A 19585-nucleotide genomic window follows, 5' to 3' on the forward strand; every position below is an offset into this window, starting at 1 on the left:
CAAAAAATAACTCTAAATGCACTAATCATGGAATATTACAATAAGGTGATAGAGTCGGTTGGCGTAAGGTACGTGAAAGGAAATAACTTTAAAATTGAGCGACCTGTAACCATAACCGATTATACAGATTCAGAAAATACAGCCATCCTCTTACACAGAGGATCGTTGAATTATGGTGAAGACCAAGAGTCTGTTAATGAGGGGGAAATACTATTTATTCCAGCAGGAAGGCCAACTAGAGTATCATTCGGTACAGTTACCAAAAGGAACGAGACCAACAATGATAATTTTTTGGAAAACAAAAAGAAGTACCTTCAAACTATCAGTTTTAAAAACATTAAAAACCTTGAAGACGACTGCATCACCTCAGTTACTTTTGAAGCAAAGGTATTCGATGTTGTCAATTTCTTTAACTCACTTGGTATACCAGCTTTTGTAATTCGATTCAACGATCGAATAGCTTCCATACTCGAAGATGTAGTAAAGGAATCCGAACAAAACACACCTGGAAAAGAAAGGGTAATAAAACTTTATACTGAATTACTGGTAGTGGAATTGGTTCGTCACATCCTTAAAAACAGACTGTTTGTAGAAGAATTGTCTACCAACAGTACTTATTTCAAGGATCCTCGATTGATCGACATGTTCAATTATATCAAGAAGAATATTGGTGGAGACTTGTCCAATAAAGTGTTGGCAAAAGTAGCCAATGTTTCAGAAGATTATGTAGGCCAATACTTTAAGATGCTAACAGGTATTAATCCTCAGGATTATATTGAATACCAAAGAATGGAAGCGGCTGTGGAGTTATTGAGAACCACCAAAAAGAGTATACGAGACATCGGAAAAGAAGTCGGATACAAAGACACTGCTTATTTCTGTAGAAGATTTAAGATGATGTATGGTCTACCTGCAGGTAAAATGAGACGAAGAGAATCGTTAATTAACGTTCAGTGATGAATTATAAAATTTAGCATAATGCAAAACCTCAGTAATTAAACTGGGGTTTTTTTCTGCCCCATTACCTATAACCAATACATCTGCACCCGCATTCCACGCATCTTTTGCCTCTTGAAGGGAACGTATGCCTCCTCCTACCATAAGCGGAGAATTAATCTCCCTACTCACAGCATTGATCATTTTTTTAGACACTGGAATCTTTGCTCCAGAACCAGCATCCAGGTAAAACAAAGGCAATCCCAAAAACTCTCCAGCTAAGGCAGTAGCCACTGCAATATCAGGCTTATTATTAGGAATAGGAATGGTTTGACTCATGTATTCCACGCTTGTACTTGCACCTCCATTGACCAACATGTATCCAACAGGGAGAACCTCAAGTTTACTCTTAGACAGAGTAGGTGCCGCCAATACATGTTGCCCAATCAATAAATCAGGATTTCTTCCAGAAATCAGAGAGAGAAACAAGACAGCATCTGCCTCATCAGAAAGCTGCATTACACTCCCCGGAAACAAGACCACAGGAACATTTCCTTTGGTCACTTCTTTCAACCTGCACAAACAATGATCGAGGCGATTGGTATTTACCAGACTTCCTCCCACAAGAAAGAAATCGATGATTAGACCATGAGAAAGCTCCTTAAGAAGTTCCAGAGAAGGTTGTTTGTCAATTTTCTCCGGGTCTATTAATAAGGCAAGGCTCTTAATGCCTTTTTTGTTCCTTCGGTAAAGCAATTCACGTATTTCCTTATTTCGGTTCATCTCCCGGGTCCACTTTAGCCATAAGATTGTTCATGAACCTTGCTTTTCCAATGTCTATCAACATCCAAAATAGCCTGCTTCTAAGCGTCCCGAAAAAGCTATACCCCTTCTTCTTAGCGCTCTTTTTCTTTTTTAAAGACTTCTTTTTATTTTTTCCCTTTAGCTGCTGAATGGAATAGACAGCAAGGACCCCTCCTAATAGGGCTAAGCCACCAACCTTAAGGTACACCTGAGAATCTTGTTTCAAAAACTGGAGTTGCTTCTCCAGCGTTTGTTCTAATTCCTTTGACTGCTTTAACAAATCCTCTTTCATTATTCGTCTTTTCTACCTTTAAATAAGAAAACATACCTGTATAGGGAATTTTTAAGTACCCTTTGAAAGCCAGAGGCATTCCTTAACAATACCAATAACAAAAATATTATTAGGTAGATACCTGTTAACATCAAGAAGCCAATTGAGCTACTTCCGTACAATTCACTAAAATAAAAAGCCAGTGCAATACTACCAAAAAGCAAAATAAAAGAAGCAGATAAAACGATCAAAACAATGACCGCAACCCTCGCTACGACCAAACTTATTTGGTCGACAATTTCAGCTTTAATAATATTAACCCTTACTTCTATCAATTTTTTAATTGTAGTAATAATCTCATTCATATTGATATAGGGGTTTTAATTAATAAATTATATAAGTCAAGTTACTATAAATTAAAACAAAAACCTTGCAAGAAAATCAGCACATCAATAAAAGCGCATTTCCTATTTGGTTTCTCAACAAATCTACAAAGAAAATTAATTTCTGAAGCAGCAAATTGTTTTAAGCAGTAGAACCTATCAAGTAAGCGATTTGTTACAAACTCAATACAGGCTCTCATACAATTCTTTGAGTTAAAAAAACAAAAGGCAGTTAAATGATGAAAATAGAAATCTGGAGTGATATTGTTTGCCCTTTTTGCTATATAGGCAAGCGCCGTTTTGAAAATGCATTGGCAAAATTTGATAAGAAAGACCAAATAGAGGTCATTTATAAGAGTTTTCAGTTGAACCCTGAAATAAAAACAGATATGGACAAATCTGTGGTGCAATACCTGTCAGAAAGCAAAGGTGTGACATTAGAAAAAGCCAGAGAAATGACAGAATATGTCACTCAACAGGCAGGCATCGAAGGGCTAGATTACAAAATGGACAAAGCCGTAGTAGCTAACACTTTCAGGAGCCATAGATTATTACACCTTGCTTTGGCACAAGGTCTACAGTTGGAAATGAAAGAGCGTTTATTAAAAGCTTATTTTATAGAGGGGAAAAACATTGATGATGTATCCATCCTTGCTGACTTAGCAAAAGAAGTAGGGATAACCAATGCTGAGGAAACTTTAAAAAATGACAATTTCACTGATCAAGTTAAAAGAGACCTAATGGAGTCCAAACAAATTGGAATACAGGGAGTTCCTTTTTTCGTTTTCAATGGTAAATATGGCATAAGTGGTGCTCAGGAATCCAAGGTATTTGCAGAGGCCATAGAGCAATCGTTCAAAGAATGGGAAGAAGACGCTCTGCAACCTAAAGGTTAATAAAGTGGCCTGTATCACTAGTAAAATATTCCTTTTCGAGTGGATCAATGATGGATTAAATCTGAAATTGACAAAAGAGCATCTTTAACCCGAATTAGGTAATAGGATTTCTCCGCCCTGACAATGGTCAGGGGTGAAGCCTGTCCCGTGTTTACGGGAAGTGTTGCAATCGCAAGACAATCAGACTGTTTGGAGATTTTAGCATAGCACCGCTATGGTGAAATTGAAAACAGCAACGATTGGGTATTTTGAAGCGATTTCAGCACGTAATAGATTGTCTATTGCATATTTCGGGTTTAAAAGAGCTAAGAACATTTCGCGAGGAATGAAGGGAGTGTACAGCACATAATTTTAGCGGCATTGTTGCCAATTTATTTTTGTAACAATGCTGCTAAATTCTCTACAAACATTCGCTCCAACCATTCCATTTTTTCAATATCTCTAAATCCGAATAAAATTAATCCACCTATCCTGCTACCTTCTTTTTACTTGACAAGTAAATTGTCTTAGGCTGATTTGGTAAATCAGCTACTAAAGGACAACAATATTAAGCGGAACCTTGTTATTCTAGCATACTGCTAATAATAGAAGCAGATGGGTAAATATCCATACTTCCCTCTGCTATTATTTTTGAATAAATCGGATTATCTGAAGGCAAATGAAAGGCATTTATTATATATTGAATAGTCCATAGCTACATTGTTATTGGCTATTCAAGTTGATTAAAACTAATGGGAAAGAAGGCAATAATCGTAGGTTCTGGTATTGCGGGCTTGGCAGCCTCAATCCGTTTATCTCTCAAAGGATATCAGGTAAGTGTGTATGAGGCAAATTCTTATCCGGGAGGAAAACTGTCAGAAATCAAGATTGATGGCTATCGTTTTGATGCTGGCCCCTCTTTGTTTACCCTTCCCGAACAGGTTGAAGAGTTGTTTGAGTTGGCAGGAAAAAACACAAAGGACTATTTTCAATACAAAAGACTTGCCATTAATTGCAATTATTTCTGGGAGGATGGCACAAGATTAAGCGCCCATTCTGATGTAGATAAATTTGCTGATGAGGTAAACAAACAACTTGGGGAGCCGAAAGAAAACACAAAAAAGGCGCTAAAAAAATCAGCCTATATTTACCAACACCTTGCTCCCCTCTTTATGCATAGATCTCTGCACAAGTGGAGCACTTGGTTCAATAAAAAGGCTTTTCGGTCCTATCTTAGAATGGGAAAACTTGGGCTATTCAGTACCATGAATCAAGCAAATTCCTTACAGTTCCATCATCCAAAACTAGTACAACTATTTAATCGATATGCCACCTACAATGGCTCAGATCCCTATCAAACACCAGCCACTTTAAACATCATTCCTCATTTGGAATTCAACAGGGGCGCTTACTTCCCGGTGAAGGGAATGCATGACATTACTTCCAGCCTGTATGGGTTGGCCAAAGAGCTTGGGGTTTCTTTTAATTTCAATCAACCGGTAGAAAAAATTCTAGTAAAGAACAATAGGGCCATTGGTATACAGACCCCAAGCGGCGATTATTTCTCCGATTTAGTGATCAATAATATGGACATGGTAACCGCCTACAAAACCATTCTCAAAGAGGAGGTCCAACCTAAAAGATTATTGAAACAACCAAAGTCCAGCTCAGCATTGATATTCTATTGGGGGATCAAGAAAAATTTCCCAGAGCTTGACCTTCACAATATTCTTTTTAGCAATGATTACGAGAAGGAATTTAAGACCATTTTTGATAAAAGGGACGTGTACAAGGACCCAACTGTCTATATTAATATCACCTCTATTCATAAGGAAGACGACGCACCAGATGGCTGCATGAATTGGTTTACTATGATAAATGTACCAAATAACCAAGGTCAGGACTGGGACAAGATAAAATCCAAAGCAAAAGAATTCATCATCAAAAAAATCAACAACACGCTAAAAACAAACATTGAACCATTAATTGAAGTTGAACACATTCTGGATCCTATAGGTATAGAAACCAAAACTTCCTCAGCGAACGGTGCCTTGTATGGAAATAGCTCCAATAATAAATATGCTGCTTTTTTAAGACATCCGAATTACAGTTCAAAAATAAATAAATTGTTCTTTTGCGGAGGAAGCGTTCATCCTGGCGGGGGCATTCCATTGTGCTTGTTATCTGCCAAGATTATGGCCGACATGATTCCAAATGCTTAAGAATCGACCAACACCTTATACGATTCGTACAAACCATATACCTCACGAACGTAACGTACTGTGACATGGCCTTTGGCATAGCCACTTTTCACCCATGGGTCTCTGTAAACTTCTGGTTTTGATTTTCTTTCCAAGTAATAGGCTACATTTTCCCATCTTTTATTGTCTTTTCCATACTTGTAGGCGAGACGCCATGCATCCTGCACATGCCCATGACCTACATTGTAAGAAGCCAAAATAAATTTGATCCTTTCATTATTATCCGGAACCCTATCTAGCCAAAAGCCATCAAGGTATTTCAAATAATTAACTCCACCTCTCAAACTTTCATTGGGATTATTGGGATCATTGACGCCAAATCGCTGCAAGGTCACTGGCATTAACTGAAGCAAACCTACTGCACCAGCATAGGATACTGCCGAATGATTAAAACGACTTTCTTTATAAACTAGGGCAGCCAACAGACGCCAATCCCATCCCAACTTATCCGCACCTTCCTTGATTATATCATCGTACGCAGATATCCTACCCCCCGACACGGAGGAAAAGGCAGAAGAGGATCGATGGTAGCTATTTTTTTTATTCAAAAAATATTTATGGTATAAAATGGATTTATACCCAGTTCTATCTATTCTCTCTATCCACTCATTAATCTTACTTTCCAGTAGGGGTGCATTTTTTCGAATAGCCCAAGAAACAGGGTTGGGCTGACTGACCATAAGATTTACATCCAGCAAATCGTTATATGTCGCATTAACTAAAGCAATGTCATTGTCAACTACTGTGTAGTCAATTTCTTCTTGTATCACCTGATTGATAAGCTCTTCTAAACTGGTGTTTTTTTCTTCTATGGTAAGGGAAAGCGACAGGGAATCACTAAGTGACATGAGGCGTTCCTTATAAATGGTACCTTTTTTAATAAATACCTTCTTATTTGATAGTTGAATCAAGCTATCCACATGAGTGTGGTCCTTTCGCTGAACCACTACTGTTTCCATTGTATTTACAGGAGCAGTAAAGGAAGCATATTTCTTGCGTTCCTCATTGACCTCAAAATTGATGGCTACAATATCTGCCTTCCCTTTATTTAATAAACGGAAGGCATCCTCTAAATCATGTCTTACAATTAACCTTAGGTTTACACCCAGTTGGTTGGCAAGGTTCCTAAGCAATTCAAATTCGTAGCCCATGGTACGGCCACGGTAGATATAATAGCTGGTAGAAGAATTGTCAACAATCGCCCGAATAAATCCTCTTTTCTTTATGGCATCAAAGTCCAATTCTGCAGGATGTTCCCAATATTTTGGCACTTTCTTTTCTTTCACCTCTGGCTTACAGGAAGCCACTAAACAGGTAAAAATGACCAAGAAAAGGTAAGAAATATTGGTTTTTGACATAGAGTGGGCGCTCTAATCTTGCTTTGGTGAACTCAATTATAGGCTTTTATCCTTAATATACCAAAATATGCCCCGCAAAATGTAAATGTTGAATATCCTAATTAACCTTTTATTTTGCCTTTACATATCCGTATTCGCAAAATAAATTTTACCAGAAAGGCGCATTAGTTCTATTTCATTTTCCTTAATCGTATAAAGGGATTCTATCAATCTACTCTCTGCTTGAAGCCTGCTCACCTGGGCATCTCTAAACTCAAGGTAATTGGTAATCCCTAAACGGAACCTATCCAAAGTGATGTCTGAGCTTTCTACGGCTACCTCATAATTGATCCTTTCGATCTCTAAAAGTCTTTTGCTATTTTCGTAGGTATTATAGGTTCGCTGAAGATCGGACAACATTTGATTTTGATACTGTTCCATCAAATGCTTTTGATTATTGATCTGAATTTTGGCAGCCTGTATGCGCCGGTTAAGGGCTAGACCACTAAAAAGATTTAAACTAATGGTCGCTCCCAGGTTAATTCCTTGCTGTTGATTACTCAATAAAAAGCCCGCATCAGAATTTAAGGTATTGTCGATATAGGAACCATTCAGTGTAATTGTCGGTAAGCGCTGCGCCCTCAATTCCTTCAACTGCAGGTAGGCCACATTTTCCATTCTCTGTGTCACCAAGAAGGTTTTGTTTTCGTCGAAGGCACTTTCTTTAAGTTCTTCTAGAGAAAAAGAGTCCTTAATGGTAATCGTGTCTTTTACCACAAAATTCTTTTCGGGGGAAATGGCCAACAATTCATTTAAATTTATTCTTGAATTTTGGATGACTTGCTCTTGAGAAACCAAGGCGGTAAGATCCGCATTGTAATCTACCTGAGCTGCCAAAAAATCCCTTTTGGACGCTCTTCCAAATTCATATTGGGCTTTGGCAATTTCCAGCCTTTCGTCAGACAGTTTCAAAGTGTGCTCAAGCACTTCATACCGTTGCTGTTCAAGTACCAATCTGTAATAAGCGGTGGCTATAGCCGCTACTGTATTTTCAATCACCACTTTGGCTTCCAACTCACTTACTTCTGCAAGTTTGCCCAAACGCTTCATCGCAACCACTGCATCGGCCCTAAACCCATAAATAGCTACAAGGCTATAATTATTGTTTCTAGTTTGTGCGTTGGGAATGATTCTTGGGTTTTCTGGATCACTTACAAAGGCCTGTTCAGTATCTTCTTTTCTGTAGATCCTGGTATTGTTCAAATCCAGAACCGGCATCAAGAGACTACCCGCTTGTTTTTTTTCATTTTCAGCCAATAAGATCTGGTTGCTGGCAATTTTAACGTCAAAATTGTTCTCCAAGCCAATCTCAACTGCCTTTTCAAACGTTAAAGATTCTTCCTGCTGTCCGTACATTTTGCAGGAAATCACCATCACCAAACCTAGCAATAAAAATTTCTTCATATTAAACTCTTGCTAATCTTCCTTGTTTAGAGGTCAAATAAGTATAAATACCTGGAATAATAAATAAGGTAAGCACCGTGGCCAGTAACATACCGCCAACTACTGCCACCCCCATGGGAACTCTTCCTTCCGAACCAGCCCCTAAAGCAAGTGCTATTGGTAAGATTCCCAAAATTGTAGATAAACTGGTCATTAATATAGGCCTAAATCTAGCTGCGGCTGCTCCTTCTATGGCCTCGGCTATAGGAATCCCCTGCGCCTTGCGCTGATTGGCAAACTCCACAATTAAAATACCATTTTTTGTAACCAGCCCTATCAACATAATAATACCAATCTGGCTAAACACATTTAGCGTAAAATCAAACAACCACAAGGAGAATAAAGCTCCGAAAATAGCCAATGGCACAGTAAACATAATCGTTAACGGATCCATAAAACTTTCAAACTGAGCAGATAACACCAGATAAATCAACACCAAGGCAAAAACAAAAGCAAAAACCAAGCTGCTAGAACTGTCCCTATACTCTTTCGAAAGCCCTGCAACATCAGTGGTATAAGTTTCATCCAAGACCTCTGCAGCTATTCTATCCATTTCTTCCAAGCCAATCCCTACGGTTTGCCCCGGTGCCAGACCGGCCTGAACTGTTGCACTTACAAATCTATTGTAACGATAAAGCTGAGGCGGAGTACTTCTTTCATTGATACTAACCAGGTTGTCCATCTGTATCAATTGTCCATCTTCACCTCTAACGTATAACATCCTAAGGTTTATTGGTTCATTCCTATCCTCCAACTGCATCTCTCCTACTACCTGATATTGCTTGCCATTCATGATGAAATAATCAAAGCGCTGGCCTGAATAACTGAGCTGAAGGGTCCTAGCAATCTCTTGTACAGATACGCCAATATTCCTTGCCTTTTCCCTATCAATCTCAATTTCAAGCTCAGGCTTGGTAAATTTAAGATTAACATCAGGAAAGGTAAATACCGGACTCTGCCCAACCTTGTCCATAAATACAGGAATGATTTCTTTCAATTTTTCCAGAGTCTGGGCCTGGATAACGTACTGGATGGGTAATCCTGCTCTCCTATCACCAATAGATGGTTCCTGAGCACCAAATGCTCTGACAGCTGTTTTATTTTTCAGGTAAACAGATACCTCATCAAAAATCTCCTGCTGACTTCTGTTTCGTTCAGAAGCGTCATTTAATATCACCCGAACGAATCCAGAATTGGTACTTGCTGTACCAAACCCAGGTGAAGTAACAGAAATTAAACCAGCCCTTTCCTCTTCGGGAATAATGGCTGATAATTCCTCTGTCATTTCGTCAATAATTCGATCCATATAACTAAAAGTAGCTCCTTCTGGTCCAGCCATATTGATTCTAATCTGTCCCCTATCCTCCAATGGAGCAAGTTCAGATGGGATATCGTTGAAAAGAAAGTAAGTGCCAACTCCCATAACTGCTATAAGGACAAAAGACATCCACCTTACTTTCATAAAGGAAGTAAGCGCCTTTACGTAGACTCGGTTTAACCAAAGGAAAAATGGTTCGGTTTTATTGTACAACCAATTTTGACGCTCCCTTTTTTTCAAGAGTTTGGAGCTAAGCATAGGGGTCATCGTCAGTGCTACAAAGGAAGAAATAATCACCGCTCCTGCGACTACAACACCAAACTCTCTAAATAACCTTCCAGTGGTTCCGGTAAGAAATATTACTGGTAAAAAAACAGCGGCCAAAGCCACCGTGGTGGCTATAACTGCAAAGAAAATTTCTTCTGCCCCCTGCTCTGCTGCGGTTTCAGGGTCTTCTCCATTTTCTATTTTAGAGTAAATGTTTTCTAATACCACAATGGCATCATCCACCACTAAGCCTATGGACAAAACTATCCCCAATAAGGTCAGCACATTGATTGAAAATCCAGCCATGTACATGATGAAAAAGACACCAATTAAGCTTATTGGAATCGTTAGTACAGGGATAAAAGTCGTTCGCCAATCTCTTAGGAAAAGGAAAATTATAAGCACCACCAGTAAAAAAGCGACGAAAATAGTTTGTTGCACCTCACTGATTGAATTTCTTATGTACTTGGTTGTATCAAAACCTATACCGAGCTCAATATCTGCCGGAAGGTCTTTTTTGATAAATTCCAGACGACGATAAAACTCGTCCATTATCTCAATACTATTCGATCCCGGCAGCGGAACCAAGGCAACACCGACCATCGGTACACCATCCCTTTTCAGAACGGTTCTTTCATTCAGCGGTGCCAATTCAGCTTTTCCCACATCCTGAAACCGAACCACATTGTTCGCTTCTTCTTTTATAATCAACCTATTGAATTCCTCCGGAGTACTCATCCGGCTCCTTGTCCTTACAGACAATTCAATGGATTCCCCCTCTATTCTTCCTGTAGGAAGCTCCACATTTTCACTTTGTACTTTGTTAAGTATATCCAAGGGGGTCACTCCATAAGAGGCCATTCTTAAAGGGTCCATCCTCAAGCGCATGGCATATTCCTTTTCACCCCAAATTCGAATTTCGCTGACACCATTTATGGTCTGCAGTCTTTCTTTGAAAATGTTGGTAGCAATATCAGAAAGCTCCAATAAACTGCGCTGATTACTCTGAACATTTAAAAAAACGATGGGCTGAGTATCGGCATCTTGTTTGGACACTATGGGAGGCTCCGTATCGGGAGGAAGGTTCCTTTGAGCTCTAGACACTTTGTCCCGAACATCATTGGCCGCTGCCTCCATGTCTGCTCCAATTTCAAACTCAACAGTTATGCTACTGTTACCATCGTTACTAATAGAAGTCAATGATTTTATACCGGATATACCATTAATGGCTTCTTCCAGAGGTTCGGTGATTTGGGCCTCAATAACATCTGCATTGGCTCCAACATAGGAAGTCCTTACATTGACTACAGGAGGATCTACACTTGGAAACTCTCTAATACCAAGAAAAGAGATCCCTATAATACCAAATATTAAAATAGTGAGTGACATCACTATTGACAACACTGGCCTGCGAATACTGATGGTTGATAAACTAGACATATTGTGCTATCAGTTCGTTAAATTAACATCCACGGACATTCCATCCCTTGCTTGTAATACTCCTGTGGTCAATACCAGCTCTCCTGGCTTCACCCCTTCTACCAGCTGAACCCTAGTGTCCGTTCTCTGCCCGATCACCACTTTTCTTGATTCAACAACCCCATTCCTGCTAATAAACACCTTGTACCCTTCTAATTCAGGAATAACAGATTCGGAAGGGACCAAAATGGCATCAGATACTTCATCTAAAACCAGGCGTACTCTGACAAACATCCCTGGGAGAAATTTTTTCTGTTTATTCGCACTTTTCGCCCTTATCTTAAGGGTACGTGTTGCCGCATCAATATTGGGTTCGATGGCATACACTTTCCCCTCTGCCTCATCATTGTTCACATTGGAACGGAAATAAATAACCGACCCTAATTTTATCTCATCTGAATATCGCTCAGGAATTGAAAATTCAATCTTTATAGGATCCACATTCACAATGGTAGCTATCAGGTCTGAAGTACCTATCACACTTCCTTCCGAGATTTGCCTGAAGCCTAACTCACCATCAAAAGGTGCTTTTATGACCGTTTTATTTAATTGCGCTTCTATCAAGCGCAAGTCTGCTAAGTTCGTATTGTATTGGTTGAGTACGATATCATACTCTTCCTGACTGATGGCTTCTTTTGTAAGTAATTGCTTTTGCCTACTCTCCTGACTTTCATAAAGTTTTTTGGTATATTCAAGTCGATCGTATTGAGCTTTTAACTCATCATCATTTAAATACAAGAGAGGCGTTCCTTTTCTTACAAATTGACCTTCCTGAAATGTGATTTTTTCCACCAGGCCTGCCACCTCTGGCCGAAGGTTTACAATTTCATTCGGGATTAATGTTCCTGTAATATTTAAACTGGTTTCGAGGTTCTCTTCCTTCAACTCTATAACTTCCACAGGAAGATTAGATTTAGCACTTTGTGCCGTACTTTCCGCTTGGGTGGAATCACTATTAGTAAAAAGACTCATTCTTGGATAAAAAAATATAAATCCAATTACCAATAGGATAATACCTATCAAAATGATTTTAGTTTGGTTTTTCATTCTGGAAACTAAAGTATTGTTTTACCTACAAATATGCTATAAAATGTAAATTCAATTGGTTGGCAGACTGAATAAGCTGGTAGTCAATATCATTCAGTAAACTATTAGAAATAACAACCGCAAAAGCTCTTATTTAATGCAAACCTCAACATTCATAAAGTTAAAGTAATCTAAATTAAAATCTTAAAGAAACAATAAAATTTAAGAGGTAAAACTAAGCTATTAATGGCAAAGAATCGAACGACATTTAAGTACTTCGAGGAAAATAACCTGAAATAAATTACAGATTGTCTTTATTCTACCGCTATCAAGCTAGAGTAAGCTCTTTTATTGTTTTTCTCAATTTTATCTTTGATTAAACCTTAGCTCAACCAGGTTTTCTTTAGACGCTATAGCCCGATTGATTGGGGAAACATCATTTTATCACATCTTAATTAGCACTAAAAAAATTATTTTGAAGCATAAAAAAAAGGCCACCCAAATAGGTGGCCTTCTTATTAATTGATTCTTTATAAATGGCTTAAAAAAGATATCTCAAACCAACCTGCATGCTCCAGGTTGTTCCAAAGCCACTGGCATTTCTAAAAGGAGTCATTGGCAAGCTGCCTGAAACTGTATTAAGGTTAAAGTTAGGTGTTGGACTTACTGATCCAGCTCTTGCAAGCAGGTTTTCAGCACCATTTAAATTGTCCTGAATTCCCCAATCACTATTTAGTAGGTTACCCAAGTTAACAATATCCACACTCAATTGAACGGTGTTTTTCATTTTACCGAAAGTTTGAGAAACATCCTGCAATATTCTGATATCAAAACGATTTAACCAAGGGTTTAGGAAAGCGTTTCTTGGCAGGTATCCACCTCTGTATTTGCTTAATCCATTTTCCTCAACATAAGCATCAAATGCTGCTCTTTGCTCTTCAGCAGTATACACTACATCGTCATCATCAGTAATATCCACAAAATTCATGGTAGAAGAACTTTCAGGAAGGTAAATCAAATCTCCTGTTATACCATCTCCATTAAAGTCATTACTATAAACATAAGAGAACCTTCCTTGGTGGGCACCATTATAGTACATACCGATAGTAGTTGCCAATGCATTTCCATATTCAAACCTGTAACTCACACTTCCGACTATTCGATGAGGGATAGCGAAATTTGAGATGTGCAACATTTGATCATTTGGACTATTGATCGTAGGGCTTGCACCCCATGCAGAACTCGCATTGGATCCATCGTTTGCAGTCACGTCTTTTGCAGAAGAATAAGTATAGTACAAAGATGCACTTAGACCTCTATGATAAGGCACTGACAAGCCTACTGTTCCACTAAAGCTTCTTCCTTTAACATTGGTATTGGAAAGTACTGTGGCATTGTTTCCACCCATTACACTGTTATAAGCTGTACTTTGGCCAGGAAGGAATATTTCTCGGTTGTCACCATAATCATCTTGGGCATTGCTTGCGCCATAATTCATGGTATTGTTAGACCTGATTCTGTTGGCTCCGTATTGGAAAACCGCATTGATATCCTTGGTATACAAGAAATCAGAAGTCAATAACAATGGCGTGTTTGGAATTTGATAATCCAAGCCAAAACTAGATCTCCAAACCATAGGCATTTTAAAATCAGGATCAACCAAAGCAAAAGATCCAGGAGCTCCTTCTGTAGGTGAAGAAATAAATACATCTTCAGCTCCTTGCGGTACATTTTCTACATAGTAGTAACGCTCAGGCTGGAAAGTAATATTATCAATCCATCCTTCTACTTGCTCATAGCTTCCCGGTTCAACATTATTTTGAATCACACCAGCATTGGTAGGCATATTGGTCAACCAAACAAATGGAACTCTTCCTGAGAATACGCCGGTACCTCCTCTTAAGGTAAGCGAACGGTCTCCGAACACATCATAGTTAAAGCCAAATCGCGGAGAAACCATCAATTTTGATTTTGGCCACATTCCCGAATTGTAATTCGTAGGCATTCCAAACTGATTGGTCAGTGTAATCTCATTGATAGATGGATTAGGGGTTAACTCATTAAGGTAAATAGGAAGTTCTGCACGCAGACCAAATGTAATGCTAAGGTCATTGCTAACTGCATATTTATCTTGTGCATAAAGTGAAGCCAAACCAAAATTAACCCTTGAATAGGTGTCTTTTCCTGCATATGGGTAAGTCAAGCCAAACATGGTAGGAGCTACTTCATTGGCGGTACCTGTAGATAAAAAATCAGCTACTGATGCATACCTGTAATAAGAAGTTCCCATTCTGGTATAACTGTTACCAAAATTCTGAATTTCAAAGGCAGCTCCCATGGTGATGTTGTGCTTACCTTCTACATAGTTCAGGTTATTGATAATAGAATAGTTATTATTAATAACATCATTATTAAAGGTAAACAACTCTGTACCGAAGGATATATAATTCATTGAGCCTTTATCCTTTACCAAATTTCCAAAACCATCATCTATCATATTTCCACCATCCCAGATATCTACGAATGGAAAAAGTTGGTCAGAAGGTGAAGTTCTTTTGTCTTGAATTTTTGAATAGGTAGCTAACAATTGATTTGACCAGCTCGGATTGATATAACTGTTCAATTCTGCAGTAATGGATCTTACTGAATTCTCAAACCCATAATTTCCATTTTCAAAAGTGATTGCATTCTGGCTAACTCTAGCTCCATTTGGCCAAGGAGCTCTTGGACGAGGACCTGAGGTGGCATTGGCCAACTGGTTGGAAGTACCAATTACCTGATTGTACCTGACAGCAAGCTTATTTCTCTCATTGATATTCCAGTCAATCCTCGCAAGTAGTTTCGTACTGGATTGCTTTGCTTCGTTGGCATAGCCTTCATATCTTCCTGGGTCGTAGCCCCATTGGTTGATCAGGTGATTTTGTACAGCCTCCAAGTCTGTTCTTGTAGGTCTGGCGATGTTATTTTCCGGATCAGCAATACCATCTTCAGATGGTCTCCAAAGGTTCACCCCGGAAGCATTGGCCCCAGTTAGTATTTCCCTTTCAGCGTTCACAAAGAAGAACAACTTGTTTTTGATGATTGGTCCACCCAATCTAAATCCAAAGTTATTGGTTGCCGCATCTACCGCTTCCAATTCATTGTCTCCAATTTTATTCCCTTGAAGAGATTGATTTTTGAGGAAATAATAAGCAGAACCTTCGAAGGTATTTGTACCGCTTCTCGTTACTGCATTGATTCCTGCTCCTGTAAATCCACTTTGAAGCACATCATAAGGAGCTATATTCACTGTAATTTCTTCAATTGCATCTAGTGAAATCGGCTGAGAATTTCCTCCTGGAAGAGGGTCTCCACTTAGTCCAAAACCATTATTGAAATTGGCTCCATCAATTTGTAGGTTATTGTACCTGGCATCTCTACCTGCAAAGGAATTTCCGCTAGCCTGTGGGGTCAATCTAGTAAACTCCAGTACACTCCTGTTGATTTGCGGAAGATTTTTTAATTGTTCGTTCGAAATGTTAGTAGCAGTACCTGTCCTGTTAGCAGTAAAATCTGAACCTCGAGTTCCTTCGACTACAAACTCTGTCAATTCAGTATCTCCATCAGAAAGGGCAGCATTAAGGTTGTAAACCTCCCCTAACCTCAATACTATTCCAGTGAATAGTTGAGACTCAAAACCCAGATAGTTAATTTCTATCGAATAAGGTCCTCCAACTCGTAAATTGGGTAGGTTAAACCTTCCATCCAGATTGGTAACCGCTCCATACACAGACCCAGAGGGTTCGTGAGTTGCTTTTACCGTTGCACCTATCAGTGCCTCTCCATCATTGTCAAGAACCGAGCCCTGAACGGAACTGGTAGTGACTTGCCCATAACTGCTTCCTATTGCTAGGAAGAGTAATAGCACAACAAGCATTCTCTTTTGTAACAGTTGCTTCATTTTCAAATATTTAATAGGTATAAATAAATAATAGAATTACAAATCGGATTGGCTATAATGGGTACAAATATAATCTTAAATTGAAGCTATAATGATAGCTAAACATTAAGTTTTTAATTTGAAACAGCAAAATTAATTAACAAATTCCTAACATAAGAATTTAGAAGGAAATTTTTTATTTTAATTCACTAACTGGTCAGAAAAAAATTTTAAGCTGTTTTTTTAATATTGACTTTAAGATTGTTTCTTAGGCACTTTTCACATTTTCTGTTTTGAATGGTTAATGTAAAAAAATCACTTTAAAGGCCAGAATCAATTCCCTCTACCAAATAAAACTGTAGGCTTTTTAAGTAATTTATTTCATATAAACTCATTACCTTGAACATTAAAACAGTATCAGAAGCATTACCTGTTTAATTAAAATTCATTTACTTAGAGGTCTTTTTCGAATATTTCATAAAGTAAAAGACAAAAAAAACAACTCCAACTACTTCTGATATATTTTACTATTAACTACCTAACTCTCTGATTGGTTCGAATTTAAGTTAAAATTAAAAATATTGAAATTTTACGAAATGCGCAAAAAAGAAATCCTATGGTTATACGTATTCCTGTTTGCAGCCCTAGCAGACATCTCAATGATCATTAATTCTGAAACCAGCTACAGGTATTTCACTAAACCACTGATAATGATTGCTTTGCTGATGTATTTCTTGCAAAGCACAAGGTTAATCAAAGATAGCTTGTTAAGAACTGCTGTTTCCGCCGCGTTGTTCTGCTCCTTCTTAGGGGATGTTTTGCTGCTAAACAACAACTTATTCTTATTCGGGTTGGGAGCCTTTTTTATAACACATGTTGGTTATACCATAGCATTTAAACTAACCCAAAACCATTCTTTTAATCTTCTGGAAGTGAATTTTATAAAAATGTTTATTTATAACCTTCCACTTTATATTGTGGCGGCCCTTATTTACTTTTTGATTCACTCACAGTTAAATGAGCTAAAAATACCAGTTATCATATACATAATGGCCATTGTCATGATGGTGACAATGGCCAGAGAAAGGTATGGAAGAACCAATAAAACCAGTTTTTGGCAACTGTTTATTGGTGCAATTCTCTTTTTTACTTCTGATAGCCTATTGGCCTTGGATCGATTCTTTTATCCCATAGTGGATGGAGACCTTTTAATAATGGCCACCTACATACTGGGACAGCTACTGATCGTCATGGGCATAAGAAGTCACCTATTACAGGTCAAAAGCTCCCAATAGTAAAATTTATTCTTTTTCTTTTTCCTTGATGTTTAATGACAATTCAACGAGTTGCTCTGCAGAGATAGTACTTGGGGAATTGATCATTACATCTCTACCTGCATTGTTTTTAGGGAATGCAATATAGTCTCTAATAGAATCTGTACCTCCAAATATGGCACACAGCCTGTCAAAGCCAAAAGCAATTCCACCATGTGGGGGAGCCCCATATTCAAACGCTTCCATTAGAAAGCCGAATTGAGATTGTGCTTCTTCCTCGATAAACCCAAGGTGCTTAAACATCAATTGTTGGGTTTCTTTGTCATGAATCCTAATAGACCCACCACCTATTTCCACACCATTAATTACCAAATCGTAAGCATTCGCTCGAACTTTTCCAGGATCCTGATCAAGCAATACCATGTCTTCCTTCTTAGGAGAAGTAAATGGATGGTGCATGGCATGATACCTTGAGGTTTCTTCATCCCACTCAAGAAGAGGGAAATCAAGTACCCATAAAGGTTTGTAGACTGATTTGTCTCTCAGCCCCAATTCATCACCCATTTTCAACCTTAACTCAGACATTTGTTTTCTGGTTTCTTTTTCAGTACCTGAAAGCAATAATATTAAGTCGCCGGCTTCAGCCCCGGTCTTTTCAGCCCATGCTTTAAGATCTTCTTGGCTGTAAAATTTATCAACAGTAGATTTGAAAGATCCATCTTCATTGCACTTAACATAAACAAGTCCTTTGGCACCTATCTGAGGCCTTCTAACCCAATTGGTAAGGGCATCAAGTTGTTTACGGGTATAGGATGCAGCTCCTTTTGCGTTGATTCCAAGTACTAGTTCTGCATCATCAAAAATGCTAAAACCTTTTCCTTGAACTAAATCATTGAGCTCTACAAATGGCATCCCAAACCGAATATCCGGCTTATCATTTCCATACAAACGCATGGCTTCTTCATAGGTCATGCGCTCAATATTGCCCAGTTCCATGCCTTTCACTTCTGTAAAAAGGTGGCGAACAAGACCTTCGAATACTTCCAGAATATCTTCCTGCTCCACAAAAGACATTTCACAGTCAATTTGTGTAAATTCAGGTTGTCTGTCAGCCCTAAGATCCTCATCTCGAAAGCATTTTACAATTTGAAAATAACGATCAAAACCGCTGACCATTAATAACTGCTTAAATGTTTGTGGAGATTGTGGCAGTGCATAAAACTCACCACCATGTACCCTACTTGGGACTACAAAATCTCTGGCTCCTTCAGGTGTAGATTTGATCAACACGGGTGTCTCCACTTCCATGAAGTCCATTCCATCCATGTATTTCCTGGTTTCTTGCATCATGCGATGCCTAAGTTGGAGTTTTTCTCTCACAACATTACGTCTAAGATCCAAATACCGGTATTTCATCCTTAATTCTTCACCACCGTCGGTTTCATCTTCGATAATAAAAGGAGGTACTTTGGCCTTATTCAATATCTCTAATCCACTTACGCGGATTTCAATCTTTCCAGTAGGAATTTTATCGTTTTTGGAAGTACGTTCAATTACTGTACCTTCAGCCTGTACGACAAACTCACGCCCTAAGGTGCTTGCACTTTTCAAAAGTTCGGGGGCAACATCACCTTCTTCAAAAATCAGTTGGGTAACGCCATATCGATCCCTTAGGTCTACCCATACTAATCCCCCTTTATTCCTTACCCTTTGCACCCATCCGGAAAGTTTCACTTTTTTATCCAAATCCTCCAGACGGAGTTCTCCACAAGTATGTGTTCTAAGCATTGAATTAGATTTTTATTTGCAAATAATCGCCAAAGATAATGATTCAGTCTAGAGATTGCTATTTTTAAGTGCAAGATAAAGCAATACATTATAGGATATTCACGTTTTTACCTAGATATTCATTTTAAATGTTGCAGGAAAAAA

13 protein-coding genes are annotated in these 19585 nt (G+C 38.5%); 4 read left to right on the forward strand and 9 right to left on the reverse strand.

The window, feature by feature from the left end:
* The first annotated feature begins 27 nt into the window (after window positions 1-27).
* A complete protein-coding gene (locus CA2015_RS06105; protein WP_048641107.1) occupies window positions 28-957 on the forward strand; it encodes a helix-turn-helix domain-containing protein in 930 nt (309 codons plus the stop codon).
* Here CA2015_RS06105 and CA2015_RS06110 read toward each other — a convergent pair.
* The 3 genes from CA2015_RS06110 to CA2015_RS06120 are packed head-to-tail and all read right to left on the reverse strand — an operon-like array spanning window position 940 to window position 2376.
* Window positions 940-1719 carry a geranylgeranylglyceryl/heptaprenylglyceryl phosphate synthase gene (locus CA2015_RS06110; RefSeq protein ID WP_048641108.1) on the reverse strand — a complete coding sequence of 260 codons (780 nt, stop codon included), beginning with the start codon at window positions 1717-1719 and terminating at the stop codon, window positions 940-942. The genes CA2015_RS06105 and CA2015_RS06110 overlap by 18 nt on opposite strands.
* Window positions 1706-2032 (reverse strand): hypothetical protein, encoded by a 327-nt coding sequence (locus CA2015_RS06115; protein WP_048641109.1) that lies wholly within the window; start codon window positions 2030-2032, stop codon window positions 1706-1708. Before CA2015_RS06115 ends, CA2015_RS06110 begins: the two co-directional genes overlap by 14 nt.
* On the reverse strand, window positions 2032-2376 hold the full coding sequence (locus CA2015_RS06120) for a phage holin family protein (protein ID WP_048641110.1): 345 nt from the start codon (window positions 2374-2376) through the stop codon (window positions 2032-2034). Before CA2015_RS06120 ends, CA2015_RS06115 begins: the two co-directional genes overlap by 1 nt.
* Window positions 2377-2630: 254 nt before the next feature.
* On the opposite strand from CA2015_RS06120, the gene CA2015_RS06125 reads away from it, so the two are divergent.
* A complete protein-coding gene (locus CA2015_RS06125) occupies window positions 2631-3290 on the forward strand; it encodes a DsbA family oxidoreductase (RefSeq protein ID WP_053086651.1) in 660 nt (219 codons plus the stop codon).
* A 731-nt stretch (window positions 3291-4021) separates the two neighbouring features.
* The gene (gene crtD / locus CA2015_RS06130) at window positions 4022-5491 is read left to right on the forward strand and encodes a 1-hydroxycarotenoid 3,4-desaturase CrtD (protein ID WP_048641111.1); all 1470 of its coding nucleotides are present in this window, start codon (window positions 4022-4024) and stop codon (window positions 5489-5491) included.
* Here the strand turns inward: crtD and CA2015_RS06135 are convergent.
* The 5 genes from CA2015_RS06135 to CA2015_RS06155 form a co-directional block, all read right to left on the reverse strand.
* Entirely contained in the window at window positions 5488-6888 is a 1401-nt protein-coding gene (locus CA2015_RS06135; protein ID WP_053086652.1) for an MltF family protein, read from the reverse strand. The two genes, crtD and CA2015_RS06135, sit on opposite strands and share 4 nt — an antisense overlap.
* A 120-nt stretch (window positions 6889-7008) precedes the next feature.
* A complete protein-coding gene (locus CA2015_RS06140; RefSeq protein ID WP_048641112.1) occupies window positions 7009-8331 on the reverse strand; it encodes a TolC family protein in 1323 nt (440 codons plus the stop codon).
* 1 nt (window position 8332) lies between these two features.
* Window positions 8333-11395, reverse strand: a complete 3063-nt coding sequence (locus CA2015_RS06145) for an efflux RND transporter permease subunit (protein ID WP_048641113.1) — start codon at window positions 11393-11395, stop codon at window positions 8333-8335.
* Window positions 11396-11404: 9 nt separating this feature from the next.
* Window positions 11405-12481 carry an efflux RND transporter periplasmic adaptor subunit gene (locus CA2015_RS06150; RefSeq protein ID WP_048641114.1) on the reverse strand — a complete coding sequence of 359 codons (1077 nt, stop codon included), beginning with the start codon at window positions 12479-12481 and terminating at the stop codon, window positions 11405-11407.
* A 520-nt stretch (window positions 12482-13001) separates the two neighbouring features.
* Window positions 13002-16400: a TonB-dependent receptor gene (locus CA2015_RS06155; RefSeq protein ID WP_048641115.1), complete on the reverse strand. Its 3399-nt coding sequence runs from the start codon at window positions 16398-16400 to the stop codon at window positions 13002-13004.
* A gap of 575 nt (window positions 16401-16975) precedes the next feature.
* Here CA2015_RS06155 and CA2015_RS06160 point away from each other — a divergent pair.
* On the forward strand, window positions 16976-17674 hold the full coding sequence (locus tag CA2015_RS06160) for a lysoplasmalogenase (protein WP_048641116.1): 699 nt from the start codon (window positions 16976-16978) through the stop codon (window positions 17672-17674).
* Between the two features lie 6 nt (window positions 17675-17680).
* On the opposite strand, the gene aspS is transcribed toward CA2015_RS06160, so the two are convergent.
* A complete protein-coding gene (aspS, locus tag CA2015_RS06165) occupies window positions 17681-19441 on the reverse strand; it encodes an aspartate--tRNA ligase (RefSeq protein WP_048641117.1) in 1761 nt (586 codons plus the stop codon).
* Between the last annotated feature and the right edge of the window lie 144 nt (window positions 19442-19585).

The sequence above is a fragment of the Cyclobacterium amurskyense genome, assembly GCF_001050135.1.
Taxonomy (GTDB): Bacteria; Bacteroidota; Bacteroidia; order Cytophagales; family Cyclobacteriaceae; genus Cyclobacterium; species Cyclobacterium amurskyense.

Coding starts and splice junctions, on each gene's coding strand:
- CA2015_RS06105 (WP_048641107.1), top strand. CDS start 28: ATGGAATATTACAATAAGGTGATAGAGTCGGTTGGCGTAAGGTACGTG.
- CA2015_RS06110 (WP_048641108.1), bottom strand. CDS start 1,719: ATGAACCGAAATAAGGAAATACGTGAATTGCTTTACCGAAGGAACAAA.
- CA2015_RS06115 (WP_048641109.1), bottom strand. CDS start 2,032: ATGAAAGAGGATTTGTTAAAGCAGTCAAAGGAATTAGAACAAACGCTG.
- CA2015_RS06120 (WP_048641110.1), bottom strand. CDS start 2,376: ATGAATGAGATTATTACTACAATTAAAAAATTGATAGAAGTAAGGGTT.
- CA2015_RS06125 (WP_053086651.1), top strand. CDS start 2,631: ATGATGAAAATAGAAATCTGGAGTGATATTGTTTGCCCTTTTTGCTAT.
- crtD (WP_048641111.1), top strand. CDS start 4,022: ATGGGAAAGAAGGCAATAATCGTAGGTTCTGGTATTGCGGGCTTGGCA.
- CA2015_RS06135 (WP_053086652.1), bottom strand. CDS start 6,888: ATGTCAAAAACCAATATTTCTTACCTTTTCTTGGTCATTTTTACCTGT.
- CA2015_RS06140 (WP_048641112.1), bottom strand. CDS start 8,331: ATGAAGAAATTTTTATTGCTAGGTTTGGTGATGGTGATTTCCTGCAAA.
- CA2015_RS06145 (WP_048641113.1), bottom strand. CDS start 11,395: ATGTCTAGTTTATCAACCATCAGTATTCGCAGGCCAGTGTTGTCAATA.
- CA2015_RS06150 (WP_048641114.1), bottom strand. CDS start 12,481: ATGAAAAACCAAACTAAAATCATTTTGATAGGTATTATCCTATTGGTA.
- CA2015_RS06155 (WP_048641115.1), bottom strand. CDS start 16,400: ATGAAGCAACTGTTACAAAAGAGAATGCTTGTTGTGCTATTACTCTTC.
- CA2015_RS06160 (WP_048641116.1), top strand. CDS start 16,976: ATGCGCAAAAAAGAAATCCTATGGTTATACGTATTCCTGTTTGCAGCC.
- aspS (WP_048641117.1), bottom strand. CDS start 19,441: ATGCTTAGAACACATACTTGTGGAGAACTCCGTCTGGAGGATTTGGAT.